Origin of the sequence: Streptomyces sp. NBC_00876 (genome assembly GCF_045207435.1) — a bacterium.
Lineage (GTDB): Bacteria > Actinomycetota > Actinomycetes > Streptomycetales > Streptomycetaceae > Streptomyces.
In genome coordinates this window covers 2,610,165-2,630,392 of sequence record NZ_CP108800.1, presented here as the reverse complement: position 1 = coordinate 2,630,392, position 20,228 = coordinate 2,610,165, and the positions used below count along the sequence as shown (strand labels likewise).

Here is a 20,228-nt window from a genome sequence, read left to right as displayed (position 1 = left end):
GCCCCCGTGACGGCCCCGCCCCGGCCCCCCGCGCACCCGCGACGGGGGCCGCGGCATGCCGGGGCCGGACCCCACTTCTCCAGGCACTTCGGTAACTCGACGCGTATGGCGGGGGCCGATCTGTCACTCTGTCCGTGTCGTCAGCGGCGCACAGCGGAGAACAGGCAGAGCGAGAACAGGTCAGGAGCCGCCCGGTGGGGTCCATTCCCTTGCAACGGGACATCGAGCAGCGTCCCGGAACCACGGCCGCGTCCACGGGCACACAGCCGGTCGCCCGGACGAGCCTGCCCGGCAACCTCCTCGCGCCCTCCGCGGCCCGGCGGTTCGTCGCGGCGGCGCTCGCCGAATGGAGCGGCCTCGGGCTGCCCGCGGCCGTGGGGTTCAGCGAGCGGCTGTCCGACGACGCGGCGGTCGTCGTCAGCGAGCTGGTCACCAACGCCGTCGTGCACGCGGGGACCAACGTCGAACTGCTCTTCCGGCTCGAGGAGGCCACCGAGGACGAGGTCTCCGCACTGGTCCTGGAGGTCTCCGACCACCACCCCGCCCGCGCCGTGCGCAGCGACCGGTCCGAGGACGGCCCCGCGGGCGCCGCCGCCCCGGAGGAGCCCGCCGAGTACGGGCGCGGCCTGGAGCTCGTCGCCACCCTCGCCGAACGCTGGGGCATCACCTACCGCACCGGCCTCAAGACCGTCTGGGCCCGGCTCCCCGTCGACGACTGGAACCCCTTCCCCGACGCCCCCACGGAACCCGGATTCCAGCGTGGGCTGCGGGCCGCGGAGCTCCTCGCCCCCACCGCCCGGCGCGCACTGCGCGACAGCGCGGACTGGGCCGGACGCGGCGCGCTCTCGTTCCTGGCCGAGGCCTCCGACCTGCTGGCCGGCCAGCTCGACGAGGACATCGTGGCGGCGCTCGCCGGACAGTTACTCGTACCCCGGCTCGCCGACTGGTGCGCGATCTGGCTGGAGCCCGAGACCCCCGGCCGCGCGGCCGTCCCGCGGCTCGCCAAGGTCTGGCACGTCGACGAGGCCCACATCCAGCCGCTGCGCACCCTGCTGGAGGGCGACCCGCTCCGGCTCCCCGAGCGGGTCGGGACCGGCCCCGTGTCGATGCCGTGGCCCGGCAGCGCGGAGGACGGCGGACAGCCGGAAGGCGCCGAGGGCCTCGCGCTGGCCTACCGCATCACCTCGGGCGGCCGCACCCTCGGAGCCGTACTCCTGGGCCGTGAGGGCATCGCCCGGGTCCCCGACGAGGTCACCGCGCTCATCGAGGACTTCGTGCGCAGGGTCGGCCTCGCCGTCGGCGCCGCCCGCGCCTACACCCGGCAGGCCACCATCAGCCGCATCCTGCAACGCGGACTGCTGCCCAGCAAGGTCGCCGACATACCGGGCGTCGCCAGCTCACTCGTGTACGAGCCGAGCGACGACGGGGTGGTCGGAGGTGATTTCTACGACATCTTCCCGTGCCCCGGCGACCGCTGGTGCTTCGTCCTCGGCGACGTCCAGGGCAGCGGGCCCGAGGCCGCCGTCGTCACCGGACTCGCCCGCCCCTGGCTGCGGCTGCTGGCCCGCGAGGGCTTCCAGGCCGGCGAGGTCCTGGTCCGGCTCAACCGGCTGCTCCTCGACGACGCGATGGAGGCCGCGGAGGCGGCCGCCCTCATGGTCGCCGCCGCCGGCGGCCAGCACTCCGCGGACAGCGGGCAGTCCCGGTTCCTCTCCCTGCTGTACGGGGAGCTCGTGCCGCTGCCCGGCGGCGGCGCACGCTGCACCCTGGTCAGCGCCGGCCACCCGCTGCCGCTGCTGCTGCGCCCCGACGGCACCGTGCGCCCGGCCGCCGAGCCCCAGCTGCTCCTCGGCGTCATGGACGACGCCGTCTACGAGACCCAGAGCTTCGACCTGGCCCCAGGCGACAGCCTGCTCTGCGTCACCGACGGGGTGACGGAGCGGCGCTCGGGGCCCCTGATGTTCGACGACGGCGACGGGCTGGCGCAGGCGCTCTCCGGCTGCGCCGGGCTGACCGCCGAAGGGATCGCGGACCGCATCAAGCACGCCGTGCACGCCTTCGCCGAGCGCCCGCCGGACGACGATCTGGCGCTGCTGGTCCTCCAGGCCGAATAAGGGCTGTCCCGCAGATCCGCGCGGGCGTGGCGCCCGGTTGCCGGACGGCGCGCGACAATGGACGGTATGCCTTCCGTACTGCCCGATGGTGAGCCCGTGCCCGACGACGGGGCGCTGCCCCGCCATGCCCTGGAAGGCGCCGCCGACCGCCCGCTCGGTTTCTATCTGCACGTGCCGTACTGCGCGACCCGCTGCGGCTACTGCGACTTCAACACCTACACGGCGACCGAGCTGCGCGGCTCCGGCGGTGCGCTGGCCTCCCGAGACAACTACGCCGCCCATCTCACCGGCGAGGTCCGCCAGGCCCGCAAGGTCCTCGGCGACGACCCCCGCCAGGTCCGTACGGTCTTCGTCGGCGGCGGTACGCCGACGCTGCTGGCCGCCGCCGACCTCGTGCGGATGCTGGCCGCGATCCGGGAGGAGTTCGGGCTCGCGGACGACGCCGAGATCACCACCGAGGCCAACCCGGAGTCCGTCGGCCCCGCCTACCTGGCCGAGCTGCGCGAAGGCGGCTTCAACCGGATCTCCTTCGGGATGCAGAGCGCCCGGCAGCACGTACTGAAGATCCTCGACCGCACCCACACCCCCGGCCGGCCCGAGGCGTGCGTCGCCGAGGCCAGGGCGGCCGGCTTCGAGCACGTCAACCTCGACCTGATCTACGGCACCCCCGGCGAGTCCGACGACGACTGGCGCGCCTCCCTGGACGCGGCGATCGGCGCCGGGCCCGACCACGTGTCGGCGTACGCCCTGATCGTCGAGGAGGGCACCCAGCTGGCCCGCCGCATCAAGCGCGGCGAGATCCCCATGACGGACGACGACGCGCACGCCGACCGGTATCTGATCGCGGACGAGGCGATGGCCGCGGCGGGCTTCTCCTGGTACGAGGTGTCGAACTGGTCCCGCACCCCCGAAGGCCGCTGCCTGCACAACGAGCTGTACTGGCGCGGGGCCGACTGGTGGGGCGCAGGACCCGGCGCCCACAGCCACGTCGGCGGCGTGCGCTGGTGGAACGTGAAGCACCCCGGGGCGTACGCGCAGGCGCTGGCCGAGGGGCGCTCACCCGGCGCGGGCCGCGAGATCCTCTCCGCGGAGGACCGCCGGGTCGAGCGCATCCTGCTGGAGCTGCGGCTCGTCGACGGCTGCCCGCTGACACTGCTCGCCCCGGCCGGGCTCGCGGCGGCCCGGCGGGCGGTGGACGACGGCCTCCTGGAGCCGGGGCCGTTCGGCGACGGGCGGGCCGTACTGACCCTGCGGGGGCGCCTGCTGGCCGACGCGGTGGTACGCGACCTCGTCGACTGAGCACGCACGAACAGGGCCGGGCTGCGCCCTCACCCCACCCGGGCACGGACGGGGCTGCGCCCTCACCCCACCCGGGCACGCACGAACAGGGCCGGGCCCTCACCCCACCGGGCAGCCCGCCGGAGTGATGGCCCGGGCGCCGGCCGCGCGGCCGCAGATGATCCTGGTGTGGCTGCGGCCGTCCGGATACGTGACCTGGACGACGTCGAGACCGTGGCCCGCCTGCGACTCGTACGGGATGAAGCCGCGGAAGGTGATCGTGCCGGTGGGCATGGTCTGCAACCGCACCGCGTACAGGTTCGCCCAGGTCTCGGCGGCGCTGTTCACCGCGTCACCGTGGCTGGCGGCGTCGTACAGGGCGGCGGTCGCCTGGTAGGAGATGACCGACTGCCCGCTGGCGAACAGGGCGTTCTCGTAGGGCCTGGAGGCCGGCAGCTTCGCCAGCGTGCGGCCCTCGGGCAGCAGCTTCTCCAGCGTCCTGCGCGCCTCCTCGTAGAAGCCGTCGGCCCGGCCGCGGCTCATCGGGGCGAGCGCCGTGTGGTAGAGCGTGACGTTCTTCGTGGTGTCCGTGGAGTCGTCGAGCCGCGCCTTGGTCAGGTCGTCGCCCGTGAAGACCGTGATGGACCTGCCGGAGCAGTTGTGCGCGAGCCGGCTCATCAGATTGGCGACGTCCTCGACCCGGCCGGCGAAGTACAGGGCGTCCGGCGCCGGGTCCGCCGAGCAGATCCGCTGCACCGGCTTGTCCAGATCGGCGCTGCTGCGGCGGCCGAGGCCGTACTCCACCAGCGGGGAGAGCGTGAACCCGGCCTCGTCCAGCATCGTGCTGCCCACCGCGCGCTGCTCTTTCGTGTAGCGGTCCTTGTCGTTGTTGTTGAGCCGGCGGGACAGCACGAGGGCCTGCGGATGCTTCGACCTGCCCGCCACCTGTCCGGCCACCAGGCCGAGAGCGTCCGCCTGCTCCTGGTCGGTCGCCGCGATACCGAAGTAGTTCGAGTAGTCCGTCGCCAGATAGCCGCCGGAGTTGGTGGTGTCCACCACCGGGAGACCGGCCTGCTGGAGCAGACCGGTGGCCTTCGGGCTGTCGGTCGTGTCGCGCCCGAGCCCGACCACACCGACGACCGAGGGATCCCTTTCGGCCACCTCGATGATCTTCTTCACCGCCGTGATCTGCTGGAGCATGTCCTGCCCGCCGTTGGCGGTCAGCACCCTGAGCTTGACGGAGAAGTCCAGCGTGTTGGTGTGGTGCTGATAGAGGTAGACGCCCGTCAGCTCCTCCAGGGCCTTGCGGGTGCCGGCGGGCGACGTGGAGGTGAAGGGTCCCGCGTAGATGATGGTGACGTACTTGTCACCGGGCTGGATGGCCGCGTTCTCCTGCGCCACCGCCCGCTCGATCCGGTCGAAGGTGACGCCCTTGCCGACGCCGTCCAGCTCCAGCTCGTTGCCCGCCGCGAAACGCACCTGTGTGGTGGTCGCCACGCCTATGCACTCCTTGGCCCCGTTGCCCGGTCCGGGACGTTCCACCGAGTCCGTGTTGACGTCCGTGAGCGGGCCGTGGCAGTACCGGTTCTCCAGATGGTTGCTCAGCAACAGGGTCCCCAGCAGGGCGCCGGTCATCAGACACGCGAGGGTCGTGCGCGACATCACCCACCAGACCCACGTCCTGCGAACCCGCTCCGTGACGAGCTGAGCGTGCCCGTGCTCATGGGTCAGCTGTTCCGTCGAGAGCGGCAGCCGCAGCACCCAGGCGAGCTCGGCGGCGGCCGAGGGGGACTGTCCGACGCTGAGGTGGCTGACCCAGTTCTCGTAACGGGCACGCGCCGCACCGCTGTGCGTGGGCAGCGGCGCGGCCGGCAGCGGCGGGGTGTGCCGCAGTATCCCGGCCGCCGGCAGCGAGGCCAGGAGCAGCAGCGGATCGACCTCGCTGCGCCGGGAGCGGACGTTGTTGATGGCGTTGATCAACTGGATGCCGCCGTTGCTCTGCACGGCGGTCGGCAGGAAGACCACCGGCGGAACGGTGCGCTTGCCGCGCCGCCAGTCCAGCGCGTGCGGGCGGTAGTTGTTCCGCAGGTCCTCCAGCAGCGCCTGGACCCGCAGCTCCAGATGGAACTGGCGGGACTGCTCGTCGCCCGCCGACGCGTCGGCCACGCGCCCGGCCACCACCGCGGCCCGGGCCCGGATGACGCGCCAGGACCCGCTGGGCGAGAACCGGGACCAGCCGTCGGACGGGTAGCCGGTGCTGGCCGCGGCCAGTGACGAGGTCGTGGCGAACCACCGGCTGGCCCGGCGCAGCCACAGCAGCGGCGGCGCCGACGTGGTCACCAGCCGGACGACGGCGAGTCCGACCATCGCCCCCACGGCGACCAGCGCGGTCGGCAGCCAGCCGATCTCGCCGAGCAGCACACCGAGCACCGCGATGACGACGGCGCCGAGGAACGTCTCGGGCCGCACCGACTCCCTGAACGCACTCCACCAGTTGCGCGGCCCCCGCCGGCTGGCCCGCCAGCGCAGCGTGCCCAGCTCCTCCAGGATCCGCTCGTCACGGCTGTCGCGGGAATCGCCGGGGCCCGGGTCCCGGAGCACGGCAGCGGTGGCCTGCTCGATCGCGCCGAGCAGCCGGGAGCGGGGAAAGGTGAAGGGCTTGTACTGAGAGCCGCCCCGGGTCTCCCAGGGCCGCTCGGTCAGCGTGCGGACCATGTCGAGGGCCGCGTCGTACGGGGTCTGCCCACGGCCTTCCAGCAGCTTCAGCGGGACGCGGCGCAGTTGGTTGGCCCGGTGGATCTGGCGCACGATGTGCCCGACCCTGGCGTCCACGGCGGCCGGGACATCGGCCTCGGCGGCCTGGAGGACGACCAGCGGCATCACCGGCCGGTTGTCCCGGTACCGGTCGATGAGCTGCTGCACGAAATGGAAGACGGCGGAGGCCGCCTCGTTCTCCGCACTGTCCCGCCACACTTCGCGCGCCATCGCCCCGTGCCTTCCCTAGCGAAAAGAGCCAGGCACCACTCAATAACCGATGATGTGTGCGAGCCGCAGGCATTCGTCGGGATCGGTCCAGGATTGGCGGGAAGGCCCGCCGGACATCACGCGGGAAGAGTGACGAAATCGATCAATTCCTCTACCCGGCCCAGCAGTTCCGGCTCCAGGTCCCGGTAGGAGCGGACCGTGGACAGAATCCGCTGCCAGGCCGCGCCGGTGTTCTCCGGCCACCCCAGCGAACGGCACACACCGGTCTTCCAGTCCTGGCCGCGCGGCACCACCGGCCACCCGGCGATCCCCACCGACGACGGCTTCACCGCCTCCCAGACATCGATGTACGGGTGGCCGACCACCAGGACGTTCCCGTCCGAGATCTGCGCCGCGATACGCGACTCCTTGGACCCCGGCACCAGATGGTCGACGAGCACCCCCAGCCGCGCGTCCGGGCCCGGCGAGAACTCGCGCACGATCGCCGGGAGGTCGTCGATGCCCTCCAGGTACTCGACGACCACGCCCTCGATCCGCAGGTCGTCGCCCCAGACCCGCTCGACCAGCTCCGCGTCGTGCCGGCCCTCCACATAGATCCGCCCGGCCCGCGCCACCCGCGCCCGCGCCCCGGGAACCGCCACCGAACCGGAGGCCGTACGGGCGGGGCGCACCGGGCCGCCCGCCGACGGGCGCACGAGCGTCACGACCCGGCCCTCCAGGAGGAAGCCGCGCGGCGTCATCGGGAAGACCCGGTGCTTGCCGAAGCGGTCCTCCAGGGTCACCGTCGGACCCTCGGCCGTCTTCTCGCACCGGATCACCGCACCGCAGAAGCCGGTGGCGGCCTCCTCCACGACCAGATCCGGCTCGGCGGGCACCTCGGGAACGGGGGCGGACCTCTTCCACGGCGGGGTCAGGTCCGGCTGGTAGCTGCGCATCGGACGACGATAAGCGGGGAGTGGCCTACGACACGCCGAACCGGACCGCGAGGTCGTCGCGCTGCGCCCGTACGAACGCGGCGTCCACCACCGCCCCGTGCCCCGGCACGTACAGCCCGTCCTCGCCGCCCAGCTCCAGCAGCCGGTCCAGCGCCGCCGGCCAGCGCGCGGGGAACGCGTCCGGGCCCGCCTGGGGTTCACCGGACTCCTCGACCAGATCGCCGCAGAACACGATCGAGGGGGAGCCGGGCACCAGTGCCGCCAGGTCGTGGCCGCTGTGTCCCGCGCCGACGTTCACGAGCACCACCTCGCACCCGCCGCCCAGATCGAGCGTCCACTCGCCGGACACCTGGTGGTGCGGCGCCACCAGCGCATCGGTGGACTCCGCGGCGTCGTGCTCGGCCAGGCCCTGCCGCACGGCGTCGGAGTGCAGCTCGTCGGCCCCGCTCCGCAGCAGTTCCGCCATGCCGCGCGCGCCGTACACCTGCGCCCCGGCGAAGGCGGCCGTGCCCAGTACATGATCGAAATGAGGGTGGCTGAGTGCGATGTGCGTCACCCTTCTGCCGAGCAGGGACTGCGCCTGGGCGCGTACTTCCACCCCTTCACGGAGTGACGAACCGGTGTCGAAGAGCAACACCCCGTCCGTTCCGGCCACCAGTGCGACCGTTGCATCCCACACCGGAAGGCGTCGGCGGCCCACTTTGTGTCCGAGCCGCTCCCAGCCGAACTCTTCCCAAGAGGCGTCCATGGGACGACGCTATCGGCATCGACCTGCGCAGTCGCGCGGTAGCGTGGCCGGTCGCCCTTGCTAGGGGGCCACCCCGTCGCCGTACACTGGCCGGGGGATTGCTGGCACTCGTACACACAGAGTGCCAGGGCAGGACCCGGGAACGGCCCGAGAACCACCGAGGTACACAGCTGGAGGTGTGCGCGATGCTCAGCGAACGCAGACTCGAAGTGCTGCGCGCCATCGTCCAGGACTATGTCGGCACCGAGGAGCCCGTCGGCTCCAAGGCGCTCACGGAGCGGCACAAGCTGGGGGTCTCCCCGGCCACCGTCCGCAACGACATGGCGGTGCTGGAGGACGAGGGTTTCATCGCCCAGCCCCACACCAGCGCGGGACGCATCCCGACGGACAAGGGCTACCGGCTCTTCGTCGACAAGCTCGCGGGCGTCAAGCCCCTGTCGTCGCCGGAACGCCGGGCCATTCAGAATTTCCTCGACGGCGCGGTCGACCTCGACGATGTCGTGGGCCGTACCGTACGGCTGCTCGCGCAGCTGACCCGGCAGGTCGCCGTCGTGCAGTACCCCTCGCTGACCCGCTCGACCGTGCGGCACGTGGAACTGCTGTCCCTGGCCCCGGCCCGGGTGATGCTCGTGCTGATCACGGACACCGGACGGGTCGAACAGCGGCTGGTCGACTGCCCGGCGCCGTTCGGCGAGACCTCTCTCGCCGATCTGCGGGCCCGGCTCAACAGCCGGGTCGTGGGGCGCCGTTTCGCGGACGTCCCGCAGCTGGTGCAGGACCTGCCGGAATCCTTCGAGAGCGAGGACCGGGGAACCGTGTCCACCGTGCTCTCGATCCTGCTCGAAACCCTCGTCGAGGAGACGGAGGAGCGGCTGATGATCGGCGGCACCTCCAACCTCACCCGCTTCGGGCACGACTTCCCTGTGATGATCCGGCCGGTGCTGGAAGCACTGGAGGAACAGGTCGTGCTGCTGAAGCTGCTCGGCGAGGCCAAGGACTCGGGCATGACCGTACGTATCGGGCACGAGAACGCCCACGAGGGGCTCAACTCCACGTCCGTCGTCGCGGTCGGCTACGGTTCGGGCGACGAGGCAGTCGCCAAACTCGGCGTGGTCGGACCGACCCGCATGGACTACCCCGGAACGATGGGAGCGGTACGCGCAGTGGCACGTTACGTCGGACAGATCCTGGCGGAGTCGTAAGTGGCCACGGACTACTACGCCGTACTCGGCGTGCGCCGCGACGCCTCTCAGGACGAGATCAAGAAGGCATTCCGGAGGCTCGCGCGCGAGCTGCACCCGGATGTGAACCCCGATCCGAAGACCCAGGAGCGGTTCAAGGAGATCAACGCCGCTTACGAGGTGTTGTCGGACGCCCAGAAGAAGCAGGTCTACGACCTCGGCGGCGACCCGCTGTCCGCCTCCGGAGGAGGTGGCGCGGGCGGATTCGGACAGGGTGGCTTCGGCAACTTCTCCGACATCATGGACGCGTTCTTCGGTACGGCGTCGCAGCGCGGACCCCGTTCGCGCACCCGGCGCGGCCAGGACGCCATGATCCGGCTGGAGATCGACCTCTCCGAGGCGGCCTTCGGCACGACCAAGGACATCCAGGTCGACACGGCCGTCGTCTGTACGACCTGCAGCGGCGAGGGTGCCGCGCCCGGCACCTCCGCGCAGACCTGTGACATGTGCCGCGGCCGCGGTGAGGTCTCCCAGGTCACCCGGTCCTTCCTCGGCCAGGTCATGACCTCGCGGCCCTGCCCCCAGTGCCAGGGCTTCGGTACGGTCGTGCCGACCCCGTGCCCGGAGTGCGCCGGCGACGGCCGCATCCGCTCGCGGCGCACGCTCACCGTGAAGATCCCCGCAGGTGTCGACAACGGCACCCGCATCCAGCTCGCGGGCGAGGGCGAGGTCGGCCCCGGCGGCGGCCCGGCCGGTGACCTCTACGTCGAGATCCACGAGCTGCCGCACGCGGTGTTCCAGCGGCGCGGCGACGATCTGCACTGCACGGTCACCATCCCCATGACGGCGGCGGCCCTCGGCACCAAGGTGCCGCTGGAGACGCTCGACGGCCTGGAGGAGGTCGACATCCGGCCGGGCACCCAGTCCGGCCAGTCCGTCCCGCTGCACGGGCGCGGCATCACCCACCTGCGCGGTGGCGGGCGCGGCGACCTGATCGTGCACGTCGAGGTGATGACCCCGACGAAGATGGACCCGGAGCAGGAACGCCTCCTGCGCGAGCTGTCGAAACTGCGCGGCGAGGAGCGGCCCACCGGCCAGTTCCAGCCCGGACAGCAGGGCCTGTTCTCGCGGCTGAAGGACGCGTTCAACGGCCGTTAGCGCCTCTCGTCAGGATCGATGCGGTACGGGCCCGGATTATTCCGGGCCCGTACCGCATTGCGGACAAAACGTGGCAGCGGGGTGCGCATCACGGAATGGGAAGGACATGACACGATGCGGTCATGTCATCCGCATTGACCGATCTCTGCCGGTATCCGATCGTGCAGGCCCCGATGGCGGGCGGAGCCTCCTGTCCGCAGCTCGTCGCGGCCGTCGCCGAGGCCGGCGGGCTCGGATTCCTGGCCGCCGGGTACAAGACGGCGGACGGCATGTACAACGAGATCAAGCAGGTGCGCGGACTCACCGGCCAGCCCTTCGGCGTCAACCTCTTCATGCCGCAGCCGAACCTCTCCGACCCGGCCGCCGTCGAGGTGTACCGCCACCAGCTCGCGGGCGAGACCTCCTGGTACGAGACCCCGCTCGGTGACACCGACACCGGCGGCGACGACGGCTACGAGGCCAAGGTCGCCATCCTGCTCGAGGACCCGGTCCCGGTCGTCTCCTTCACCTTCGGCTGCCCCTCCCGCGACACCCTCGACGCATTCGCCGCGGCCGGTACGTACACCGTCGTCACGGTCACCTCGCCCGAGGAGGCCCAGGCCGCCCAGTGGGCGGGCGCCGACGCCGTCTGCGCCCAGGGGATCGAGGCCGGCGGCCACCAGTCCACGTTCCGCGACGACCCGCAGAGCGACGGCGGCGGGACCGGGCTGCTCTGTCTGATCACCCAGGTCCGCGAGACCGTACAGATGCCGGTCATCGCCGCGGGCGGGCTGATGCGCGGCTCCCAGATCGCCGCGGTCCTGGCGGCGGGCGCCGACGCCGCGCAGCTCGGCACCGCCTTCCTGATCTGCCCCGAGTCGGGCGCCCATCTGCTGCACAAACAGGCCCTGACCAACCCGCTGTTCGGCCGCACCACCCTGACCCGGGCGTTCTCCGGCCGCCCGGCCCGCGGCCTCGTCAACCGCTTCGTGCGCGAGCACGGGCCGTACGCGCCCGCCGCCTACCCACAGGTCCACTATCTGACCGTCGCGCTGCGCAAGGCGGCGGCCGGGGCCGGCGACGCCCAGGGCATGGCACTGTGGGCCGGGCAGGGCCACCGGATGGCGCGCGAGCTGCCCGCCGGCCGGCTGATCACCCTGCTCGCCGAGGAACTGGACGCCGCACGGACGGCAGTGAGCACAAGGAGTACACAGTGACGGCACCCGTCTTCGTCGTCGAACAGCTGCCGGACGGCCCCGGGTTCGTCCTGGAGGGGCCCGAGGGCCGGCACGCCGTCTCGGTGAAACGCCTGCACGCAGGTGAGGACGTCGTCCTGACGGACGGGCGCGGCCGCTGGGCCGAAGGCGTCGTGACGGCGGCCGAGGGCAAGGACCGGCTGCTGATCACCGGCCTGGAACCGGTCCACGAGGAACCCCTCCCCGACGTCCGCATCACCGTCGTCCAGGCACTGCCCAAGGGGGACCGGGGTGAGGTCGCCGTCGAGACGATGACGGAGACCGGCGTCGACGCGATCGTGCCCTGGCAGGCCGGGCGCTGCATCACCCAGTGGAAGGGCGACCGCGGCCTCAAGTCCCTGGCGAAATGGCGCAGTACGGCCCGCGAGGCCGGCAAGCAGTCCCGCCGCGTGCTGTTCCCGGAGGTCGCGGACGCGCTGACGACCAAGCAGGTTGCCGCACTTCTGGCCACGGCGGACTTCGCGGCCGTCCTGCACGAGGACCGGGGGTACGACAGCGAACCGCTGGCCACCGTCGCCCTGCCCGAGGAGGGCGAGATCGTGCTGGTCGTCGGCCCCGAGGGCGGCGTGTCGCCGGACGAACTGGCCGCCTTCACGGCCGCCGGAGCCCGGACCTGCCGGCTCGGGCCGACCGTGCTGCGCACCTCGACGGCCGGCACGGCCGCGACGGCGCTGCTGCTGGGGCGCACGGGCCGCTGGTCATAGGGGCGTTCCCCCGGGGCGGTTGTGGCCGCAAGAGGTCTACCGCCCCGTCAGGAGCGGTGGGAAGCTGCCCGTATGGGGACATCAAGGGCATGGGGCCGCCTGGCGGCCCGTCGTTTTCCGGCCGCGCTCTGCCTCGCCGCCGCCGCCGTCGCGGGCCTCACCGCCTGCGACCCCGCCGACGGCCTGAACACCGCGTCCATCGCCGTGACCACCGACCGGACCGGCACCCGCGCGCTGGAGCACGAAGGCGTCCACGTGCAGTGGCTGAGCTGCACGGCGAACGTGGGCCGCGGCGACGGGGCGGCATCCGCCGCCCTGGCCGGTTCGCCCACGGCCGCCACCCGCCGGGTCGCCGACGTCGACTGCAACGGCAGGACGAAGGACGGCCGGGACATCACGATCGCCGGCCAGGTCCGCCAAGCCGTCGACGGCCGGTGCGTACGCGGCGACCTGACCGCGAAGGCCGCCGGCCGGACCGTCTTCCGGGCCACCCTGCTCGGCAACTGCGACGCACCGCCCACGACCCCCGCACCGGGCAACGGGAGCGGCGGGAGCGGCGGCGGAGGAGGGGCCCGGCCGACGGTCACCGTGACCGTCACGGTCACCGAGCACCCCCCGGGCAAATGAGTGCGCCGGACACCGACGCGACGGCGGACTCCGGCCAACCCCGTTCCACCGGGCACGGCCGCGGCCTAGGGTGATCCATGTGACACAGCCTTCCTACCTCCGGTATCCCCATGTCCAGGGTGACTTGATCGCCTTCACCGCCGAGGACGACGTCTGGCTCGCGCCGCTCGACGGCGGCCGGGCCTGGCGGGTCTGCGCCGACAACCGCCCGGTCACCCAGCCGCGGATATCTCCCGACGGCACCCTCGTCGCCTGGACGTCCACCCGCGACGGGGCGCCCGAGGTGCACCTCGCCCCCGTCGACGGCGGCCCCTCCCGGCGGCTGACGCACTGGGGCGACGCGCGGACCGCGGTGCGCGGCTGGACACCCGACGGAGACGTGCTGGTCACCAGTACCCAGGGCCAGGTCTCGCTGCGCCGCAGCTGGGCCCGCGCCGTCCCGGTCGACGGCGGTCCCGCGCGGACCCTGCCGTACGGGCCGGTCGGCTCCCTCGCGTACGGCCCCGGCGGACGAGTGCTGCTCCTGTCGGCCACCATGGGGCGCGAGGCCGCCACCTGGAAGCGCTACCGCGGCGGCACGGCAGGCAAGCTCTGGATCGCCGTCGAGGGGGATGCGGCGGAGTTCGTACGCGTCCACGAGGACCTCGACGGCAACATCGAATGCCCGATGTGGGTGGGGGAGCGCATCGCCTTCCTCTCCGACCACGAAGGCGTCGGCGCCCTCTACTCCTCCCTCCCCGACGGCACCGGCCTGCGCCGGCACACCGGCGTCGACGGCTTCTACGCCCGGCACGCCACCACCGACGGCACCCGCGTCGCCTACGCCTCGGCCGGCGAACTGTGGCTCCTGGACAGCCTGGAGAGCGACGGACCCCGCCGCCTCGACATCCGGCTCGGCGGCCAGCGCGCCGACCTCCAGCCCTACCCCCTGCACGCCGACAGCCACCTCGACAGCGCGTCCCCGGACCGCACCGGACGCGGCAGCGCCGTCGGTTCCCGCGGCGCCGTCCACTGGGTGACCCACCGCGAGGGCCCCGCCCGTGCCCTGGCCGTCGAACCCGGCGTACGGGCCAGACTGCCCCACACCTTCCAGGCCGACGGCGAGCAGCACGTCGTCTGGGTCACCGACGCCGAGGGTGACGACGCGCTGGAGTGCGCACCCGCCACCGGGACCGGGCCCGGCGCCGTACCGCGCCGCCTCGCCGCCGGCCGGATCGGCCGGGTACTCGACCTGGCCCCCGCCCCCGACGGCAGCCGGTTCGCCGTCGCCGCCCACGACGGGCGGGTCCTGATCGTCGAACGGGAGAGCGGCGAGGTCCACGAGGTGGACCGCAGCGAACACGGCGACGCCTCCGGGCTCGTCTTCTCGCCCGACTCCGCCTGGCTCGCCTGGGCGCACCCCGGACCCGAGCCGCTGAGCCAGCTGAAGCTGGCCCACCTCGCCGACCTGTCCGTCTCCGAGGCCACCCCGCTGCGGTTCCGGGACTTCGCACCCGCCTTCACCGGCGACGGCAAGCACCTGGCCTTCCTCTCCGAGCGGGCCTTCGACCCGGTCTACGACGCGCACGTCTTCGACATGGCGTTCATCGGCGCGTGCCGGCCGCACCTGCTGACGCTCGCCGCGACCACCCCCTCCCCGTTCGGCCCGCAGCTCCACGGCCGCCCGACGGAGCGGGAGAAGTCCGGCGACGGGGACGACAACCCCACGGCGCTCCCCGTCACCCGCATCGACCTGGACGGACTCGCCGACCGGATCCTGCCGCTGCCCGTCGGGGCCGGCAGCTACTCCTCGCTGCGGGCCGCGAAGGACGGTCTGCTGTGGCTGCGCCACCCGGTGACCGGGGTGCTCGGCACGAGCGCGGCCACGCCCGACGCGCGCCGCCCCGAGACCGTCCTGGAGCGGTTCGACCTGGAGAAGCTGCGCTGCGAGGAACTCGCCTCCGACATCAGCCGGTTCGCGGTCAGCGGCGACGGCAAACGGCTCGTGCTGCAGAGCCACGACAAGCTGTCCGTCGTACCGTCCGACAGCCGGGTGGCGGGGGGTTCCGACGACGACGGCGACGACGGCGCCGTCACCGTCGACCTCTCCCGCATCCGCCGCACCCTCGACCCGGCCGCCGAATGGCGCCAGATGTACGACGAGGCCGGCCGCATCATGCGGGACAACTTCTGGCGCCCCGACATGGGCGGCACCGACTGGGCCGGTGTCCTGGACCGCTACCGCCCGGTGCTGGAACGCGTCGCCACCTACGACGACCTCGTCGACCTGCTCTGGGAGGTCCAGGGCGAACTCGGCACCTCCCACGCCTATGTGACCCCGCCCGGCGGCTGGCGCGACGAATCGGCCCGGCAGGGACTGCTCGGCGCCGACCTCTCCCGCGCGGACGACGGCAGCTGGCGCATCGACCGGATCCTGCCGTCCGAGACCTCCGACCCCGCCGCCCGCGCCCCGCTCGCCGCGCCCGGCGTCGCCGTCCGTACCGGCGACGCGGTCACGGCCGTCGACGGCCACCCCGTCGACCCGCTCACCGGCCCGGCGCCCCTGCTCACCGGCTCGGCCGGCAAACCCGTCGAGCTGACCGTCCTGCCGGCCGACGGCGGCGACCCGCGCCATGTCGTCGTCGTCCCCGTCGCCGACGAGGAGGCGCTGCGTTACCACGCGTGGGTCGCCGGCCGGCGCGCATACGTGCACGAGCGGTCCGGCGGGCGCCTCGGCTACCTCCACGTACCCGACATGGTCGGCTCGGGCTGGGCGCAGATCCACCGCGACCTGCGCACCGAGGTCGCCCACGAGGGCCTGGTCGTGGACGTACGCGAGAACCGCGGCGGCCACACCTCGCAGCTGGTCGTGGAGAAACTGGCCCGCCGCATCGTCGGCTGGGACCTGCCGCGCGGCATGCGGCCCTACAGCTACCCGGGCGACGCGCCGCGCGGACCCGTCGTGGCCGTCGCGAACGAGTTCTCCGGCTCGGACGGCGACATCGTGAACGCGGCGATCAAGGCGCTGGACATCGGCCCGGTCGTCGGCGTGCGCACCTGGGGCGGTGTGGTGGGCATCGACAGCCGCTACCGGCTCGTCGACGGCACCCTGGTCACCCAGCCGAAGTACGCGTTCTGGCTGGAGGGTTACGGCTGGGGCGTCGAGAACCACGGCGTCGATCCCGATGTCGAGGTCGTCATGACCCCGCAGGACCACGCGGCGGGGCGGGACCCACAGCTGGACGAGGCGATCCGCATCGCGCTGGAGTCGCTGAGCCGCACGCCGGCGAAGACGGCGCCGGAGCTGCCCGAGACGCAGTGACCTGAGCCTGTGCGGCACGGGGCTGGAAGTGGTGACCCGGCGACGCCGGGTCACCGGCCCAGCCGGGCAGAACCAAGCCCCTCCGGCGATCGAGGAGCGGGGGTCCGGGGGCAGCGCCCCCGAAAGCGCCCCGCACCAGTGGCCCGGCCCCGCCCGCTAGGCTGCCCCGTAACGGATCACCGAGACCCAAGGAGCCCCCCATGGCAGGAGAACCGCAGCCCGACTGCCTGTTCTGCAAGATCGTCTCGGGTGACATCCCGGCCACCATCATCCGGGAGACCGACACCACGGTCGCCTTCCGCGACATCAACCCCCAGGCCCCCACCCACGTCCTGGTCATCCCGCGCGTCCACCACCCCGACGCCGCGTCCCTCGCCGCCGCCGAGCCGCAGATCCTCGCCGACGTCCTGCGCGAGGCCGGACACGTCGCCGCGGACGAGAAGGTGGACGAGACCGGGTACCGCGTCGTCTTCAACACCGGGGCCGGGGCCGGGCAGACCGTCTTCCACGCACACGCCCACGTCCTGGGCGGCCGCGGCCTCCAGTGGCCCCCCGGCTAGAGCCGAACGGGACAGCCGCACCCCGTGTCACCCCGTGAACTCGTCGTCCTCGGCACTGCCAGCCAGGTCCCGACCCGCCACCGCAACCACAACGGCTACCTGCTGCGCTGGGACGGCGAGGGCATCCTCTTCGACCCCGGCGAGGGCACCCAGCGCCAGATGCTGCGGGCCGGTGTCGCCGCGCACGACATCGACCGGATCTGCGTCACGCACTTCCACGGCGACCACTCGCTCGGCCTGGCCGGGGTGATCCAGCGGATCAACCTCGACCAGGTCCCGCACCCCGTCACCGCGCACTACCCGGCGAGCGGACAGCACTTCTTCGAACGGCTGCGGTACGCCACCGCCTACCGCGAGTCCGTCGAGCTGACCGAGGCCCCGGTCGCCGCCGACGGGGTGCTGGCCACCACCGACGCGTACACCCTCAGCAGCCACAAGCTCTCGCACCCCGTCGAGTCGTACGGCTACCGGCTCGTCGAACCCGACGGGCGGCGCATGCTGCCCGCGAAGCTCGCCGAACACGGCATCGCGGGACCGGACGTCGGCCGGATCCGGCGCGAGGGCTCACTGGGCGGGATCACCCTCGACGACGTCTCCGAGCGCAGGCGCGGACAGCGGTTCGCGTTCATCATGGACACGAGGCTCTGCGACGGCGTGTACGCACTAGCCGAGGGCTGCGACATGCTGGTCATCGAGTCGACCTTCCTCGACGAGGACGAACGGCTCGCCACCGACCACGGCCATCTGACCGCCGGACAGGCGGCCCGGGTCGCGCAGGCGGCGGGCGTACGGCACCTGGTGCTCACGCACTTCTCCCAGCGCTACCCGGACCCGGACGCCTTCGGGACCCAGGCCAGGGCCGCCGGGTTCGAGGGCGGACTGACCGTCGCCCAGGACCTCACCAGCATCCCGGTCCCCACTCGTCACTTGTAAACAGCACCACTGCGTTAGCGAGAAACTGTGCACCTCCCCAAAGCGGAACTCCACCTCCACATCGAAGGAACCCTCGAACCCGAGCTGGCCTTCGCCCTCGCCGCACGCAACGGCGTGCGGCTGCCCTACGCGGACACCGAGGAACTGCGCACCGCCTACCTCTTCGACGATCTGCAGACCTTCCTCGACCTGTACTACGCGCTGATGGCGGTACTGAGGACCGAGGACGACTTCACCGAACTCGCCGACGCCTACCTCACCCGCGCCGCGGCCCAGGGCGTGCGCCACGCGGAGATCTTCTTCGACCCCCAGGCGCACACCGCACGGGGCGTCCCCATCGCCGCCGTCATCGAGGGCCTCGGCAGGGCGCTGGAGCGCAGCGAGGAGAAGCACGGCATCTCCACCCAGCTGATCATGTGCTTCCTGCGCGACCAGCCGGCCGCATCGGCGCTGGAGACCCTGGAGGCCGCGAAGCCGCATCTGCACCGGATCAGCGCCGTCGGCCTGGACTCCGCCGAAGTCGGCCACCCGCCCGCCAAGTTCCGCGAGGTGTACGCCGCCGCCGAGGCGCTCGGACTGCGCAAGGTCGCCCACGCGGGCGAGGAGGGGCCGCCCGCGTACATCAGCGAGGCGCTCGACGTCCTCGGCGTGGAACGCATCGACCACGGACTGCGCTGCATGGAGGACCCGGAGCTCGTGGAGCGGCTGGTCGCCGGCCGGGTACCGCTCACCCTGTGCCCGCTGTCCAACGTACGGCTGCGGGCCATCGACACCCTGGAGGAGCACCCGCTGCGGGCCATGATGGACGCCGGGCTGCTCTGCACGGTGAACTCCGACGACCCCGCCTACTTCGGCGGGTACATCGGCGACACCTTCCACGCCGTCCACGAGGCGCTCGGCCTGGAGCGCGAGCAACTGCGCACCCTGGCCCGCAACTCCTTCGAGGCGGCCTTCCTCGACCACGACGAGGAGCGCAGGGCGCGTTACCTGTCCGAGGTCGAGGCGTACGCGTTCGACTGACCGCCGCCCGACGGGCCGGCCGTCCGGAACGCACTCCTGACCAGGCGCCTGCGGCGCAGCGCGGGCAGGCTTATCTCCGTGACGGCCTGCTCGGGCGCACCCAGCTTCGGCACCGCGCCGGGCACCGCGCCCGTGGTGACCGCGAGCAGGGCCGCCGGAGCGCCACCCCTGCGGCGCACCGATCCCGGCACCAGCGGACGCCCACCGGTGTGCAGCGCGACCGCCGTCACCGGCACCGCGACCAGCAGCGTCACAGCGCCCAGGACCAGCCCCATCACCGGGAATCCGGCCTCCTCGGACAGCACGCTCCCGAGCACCGGACCGCAGGCCACACCGACCGACGAGGCCGAGCCCGCGAGCACCGCCCAGCGGCCGCGCACGTCCAGGGAGGCGGCCAGGCCGATCAGATACGACAGGACCACCGGGTAGACGGTGTTCCACAGGATCTCGCCGGTCGCGAACGAACCGAGACTGCGGGCCGAAGAGCTGAGCACGATGCTCATCGCGATGATCACGGTGCCCAGGCCGATCGGCACCGCCCGCCCGAGCCGCGCGCCCAGCACCCCGGCGCCCATCACGCCGAGCAGACCGGTGCCCAGCGCGGCGGCGAACACCGCGCCGATGGTGACCTCGGAGAGCCCCACCTGGTCCACGCCGATGCGGCTGCTGACACCCCACAGCGCGTTCTGCGCCATCGACCAGACGAGCATGCCGCCGGCCAGCACCAGACCGGAGCGGCGGTGCGGCAGCCGTCCCGACGCGGGGACGGCCGGACCGGCCGGCACCGAGCCGCCCAGCCGTGAGGTGGCCGGCCACACGAGCACCGCGACCAGGGCGATCGAGGCGAACGGCAGCCGGTGGCCGCCGCCCAGGTGCGGGACCGTCAGATACAGGGCGCCCGCGGTCGCCGAGACGCTCAGCAGCCCCAGGGACGACGTCCGGTGCGGATCGCGCTGGGCGGCGATGCCCGCCGCGGCGACCGCGGTCGCCGTACCGGAACCGAAACCGCCGACCACCGCGCCCATGACCACCAGCGGCACCGATCCGGCCAGCGCCGCGCAGCCGTACCCCAGCACGGCCAGCGCCAGCCCGATCCTCGCCGGTCTCCGCGGCCCGTACGTCTCCACACGGCCCGCCAGACAGAAGCCGGCGGAGGCCGAGCTCAGCAGCAGGGCGCTGCCGACCAGACCGGCCTGGGCCGTGGTGAGCCCGAGATAGACGGAGAGCCTGCCCACGATGGTGGGGAGCAGATAGGCGGCGAGGTAACCGGCGGTGAACACGGCGACCAGAGGCCACGCGGCGCGAGGGCGCGAGGACATGGGCGTTCCTGAAGACATGCCAGAAGAGGCGGAGAAGGCAGAGGGGGGTCATGCGAGTAACTGCGAGGCACTACGAGAAATAAGAGAAATGCGAAAACTGCGAGAACTACGGGGAACGCGGAAAATGCGG

The 20,228-nt window shown here is 72.6% G+C and carries 15 protein-coding genes; 11 read left to right on the top strand and 4 right to left on the bottom strand.

Annotation, left to right across the window (positions count from 1 at the left end; genetic code table 11):
- Positions 1 to 209: 209 nt before the first annotated feature.
- Positions 210 to 2,114 carry a SpoIIE family protein phosphatase gene (locus tag OG782_RS11535; RefSeq protein ID WP_406458994.1) on the top strand — a complete coding sequence of 635 codons (1,905 nt, stop codon included), beginning with the start codon at positions 210 to 212 and terminating at the stop codon, positions 2,112 to 2,114.
- 66 nt (positions 2,115 to 2,180) lie between these two features.
- A complete protein-coding gene (gene hemW / locus OG782_RS11530; protein ID WP_406449971.1) occupies positions 2,181 to 3,413 on the top strand; it encodes a radical SAM family heme chaperone HemW in 1,233 nt (410 codons plus the stop codon).
- A gap of 99 nt (positions 3,414 to 3,512) precedes the next feature.
- On the opposite strand, the gene OG782_RS11525 is transcribed toward hemW, so the two are convergent.
- The 3 genes from OG782_RS11525 to OG782_RS11515 form a co-directional block, all read right to left on the bottom strand.
- A complete protein-coding gene (locus OG782_RS11525; RefSeq protein WP_406449969.1) occupies positions 3,513 to 6,377 on the bottom strand; it encodes an ABC transporter substrate-binding protein in 2,865 nt (954 codons plus the stop codon).
- Positions 6,378 to 6,493: 116 nt separating this feature from the next.
- Positions 6,494 to 7,312, bottom strand: a complete 819-nt coding sequence (locus tag OG782_RS11520; protein WP_406449967.1) for a DUF3097 domain-containing protein — start codon at positions 7,310 to 7,312, stop codon at positions 6,494 to 6,496.
- Positions 7,313 to 7,337: 25 nt separating this feature from the next.
- Positions 7,338 to 8,060 (bottom strand): MBL fold metallo-hydrolase, encoded by a 723-nt coding sequence (locus OG782_RS11515; RefSeq protein WP_406449965.1) that lies wholly within the window; start codon positions 8,058 to 8,060, stop codon positions 7,338 to 7,340.
- Between the two features lie 185 nt (positions 8,061 to 8,245).
- Here OG782_RS11515 and hrcA point away from each other — a divergent pair, with 185 nt between their 5' ends.
- The 9 genes from hrcA (at position 8,246) to OG782_RS11470 (ending at position 18,779) form a co-directional block, all read left to right on the top strand.
- Positions 8,246 to 9,262, top strand: a complete 1,017-nt coding sequence (gene hrcA, locus OG782_RS11510) for a heat-inducible transcriptional repressor HrcA (RefSeq protein ID WP_406449963.1) — start codon at positions 8,246 to 8,248, stop codon at positions 9,260 to 9,262.
- Complete coding sequence (dnaJ, locus tag OG782_RS11505; protein WP_406449961.1) at positions 9,263 to 10,399, top strand: molecular chaperone DnaJ; 1,137 nt, start codon at positions 9,263 to 9,265, stop codon at positions 10,397 to 10,399.
- Between the two features lie 122 nt (positions 10,400 to 10,521).
- Complete coding sequence (locus tag OG782_RS11500) at positions 10,522 to 11,595, top strand: nitronate monooxygenase (protein WP_406449959.1); 1,074 nt, start codon at positions 10,522 to 10,524, stop codon at positions 11,593 to 11,595.
- The gene (locus OG782_RS11495) at positions 11,592 to 12,338 is read left to right on the top strand and encodes a 16S rRNA (uracil(1498)-N(3))-methyltransferase (protein ID WP_406449957.1); all 747 of its coding nucleotides are present in this window, start codon (positions 11,592 to 11,594) and stop codon (positions 12,336 to 12,338) included. The genes OG782_RS11500 and OG782_RS11495 overlap by 4 nt, the downstream gene beginning before the upstream one ends.
- 72 nt (positions 12,339 to 12,410) lie before the next feature.
- The gene (locus OG782_RS11490) at positions 12,411 to 12,965 is read left to right on the top strand and encodes a hypothetical protein (protein WP_406449955.1); all 555 of its coding nucleotides are present in this window, start codon (positions 12,411 to 12,413) and stop codon (positions 12,963 to 12,965) included.
- A 79-nt stretch (positions 12,966 to 13,044) separates the two neighbouring features.
- Positions 13,045 to 16,266: a S41 family peptidase gene (locus OG782_RS11485; protein ID WP_406449953.1), complete on the top strand. Its 3,222-nt coding sequence runs from the start codon at positions 13,045 to 13,047 to the stop codon at positions 16,264 to 16,266.
- A 200-nt stretch (positions 16,267 to 16,466) separates the two neighbouring features.
- A complete protein-coding gene (locus tag OG782_RS11480; RefSeq protein WP_406449951.1) occupies positions 16,467 to 16,826 on the top strand; it encodes a histidine triad nucleotide-binding protein in 360 nt (119 codons plus the stop codon).
- A gap of 24 nt (positions 16,827 to 16,850) precedes the next feature.
- Positions 16,851 to 17,759, top strand: coding sequence for a ribonuclease Z (locus tag OG782_RS11475; protein ID WP_406449949.1), 909 nt, complete (start codon positions 16,851 to 16,853; stop codon positions 17,757 to 17,759).
- A gap of 27 nt (positions 17,760 to 17,786) precedes the next feature.
- Positions 17,787 to 18,779, top strand: coding sequence for an adenosine deaminase (locus OG782_RS11470; RefSeq protein ID WP_406449947.1), 993 nt, complete (start codon positions 17,787 to 17,789; stop codon positions 18,777 to 18,779).
- Here the strand turns inward: OG782_RS11470 and OG782_RS11465 are convergent.
- A complete protein-coding gene (locus OG782_RS11465) occupies positions 18,743 to 20,098 on the bottom strand; it encodes an MFS transporter (RefSeq protein WP_406449945.1) in 1,356 nt (451 codons plus the stop codon). The genes OG782_RS11470 and OG782_RS11465 overlap by 37 nt on opposite strands.
- Positions 20,099 to 20,228 lie beyond the last annotated feature (130 nt).

Bases quoted from the DNA above. Each gene is read 5' to 3' on its own strand.
- OG782_RS11520 (WP_406449967.1), bottom strand. From the start codon at position 7,312: ATGCGCAGCTACCAGCCGGACCTGACCCCGCCGTGGAAGAGGTCCGCC.
- OG782_RS11490 (WP_406449955.1), top strand. From the start codon at position 12,411: ATGGGGACATCAAGGGCATGGGGCCGCCTGGCGGCCCGTCGTTTTCCG.
- OG782_RS11480 (WP_406449951.1), top strand. From the start codon at position 16,467: ATGGCAGGAGAACCGCAGCCCGACTGCCTGTTCTGCAAGATCGTCTCG.
- OG782_RS11525 (WP_406449969.1), bottom strand. From the start codon at position 6,377: ATGGCGCGCGAAGTGTGGCGGGACAGTGCGGAGAACGAGGCGGCCTCC.
- hemW (WP_406449971.1), top strand. From the start codon at position 2,181: ATGCCTTCCGTACTGCCCGATGGTGAGCCCGTGCCCGACGACGGGGCG.
- OG782_RS11515 (WP_406449965.1), bottom strand. From the start codon at position 8,060: ATGGACGCCTCTTGGGAAGAGTTCGGCTGGGAGCGGCTCGGACACAAA.
- hrcA (WP_406449963.1), top strand. From the start codon at position 8,246: ATGCTCAGCGAACGCAGACTCGAAGTGCTGCGCGCCATCGTCCAGGAC.
- OG782_RS11465 (WP_406449945.1), bottom strand. From the start codon at position 20,098: ATGTCCTCGCGCCCTCGCGCCGCGTGGCCTCTGGTCGCCGTGTTCACC.
- OG782_RS11500 (WP_406449959.1), top strand. From the start codon at position 10,522: ATGTCATCCGCATTGACCGATCTCTGCCGGTATCCGATCGTGCAGGCC.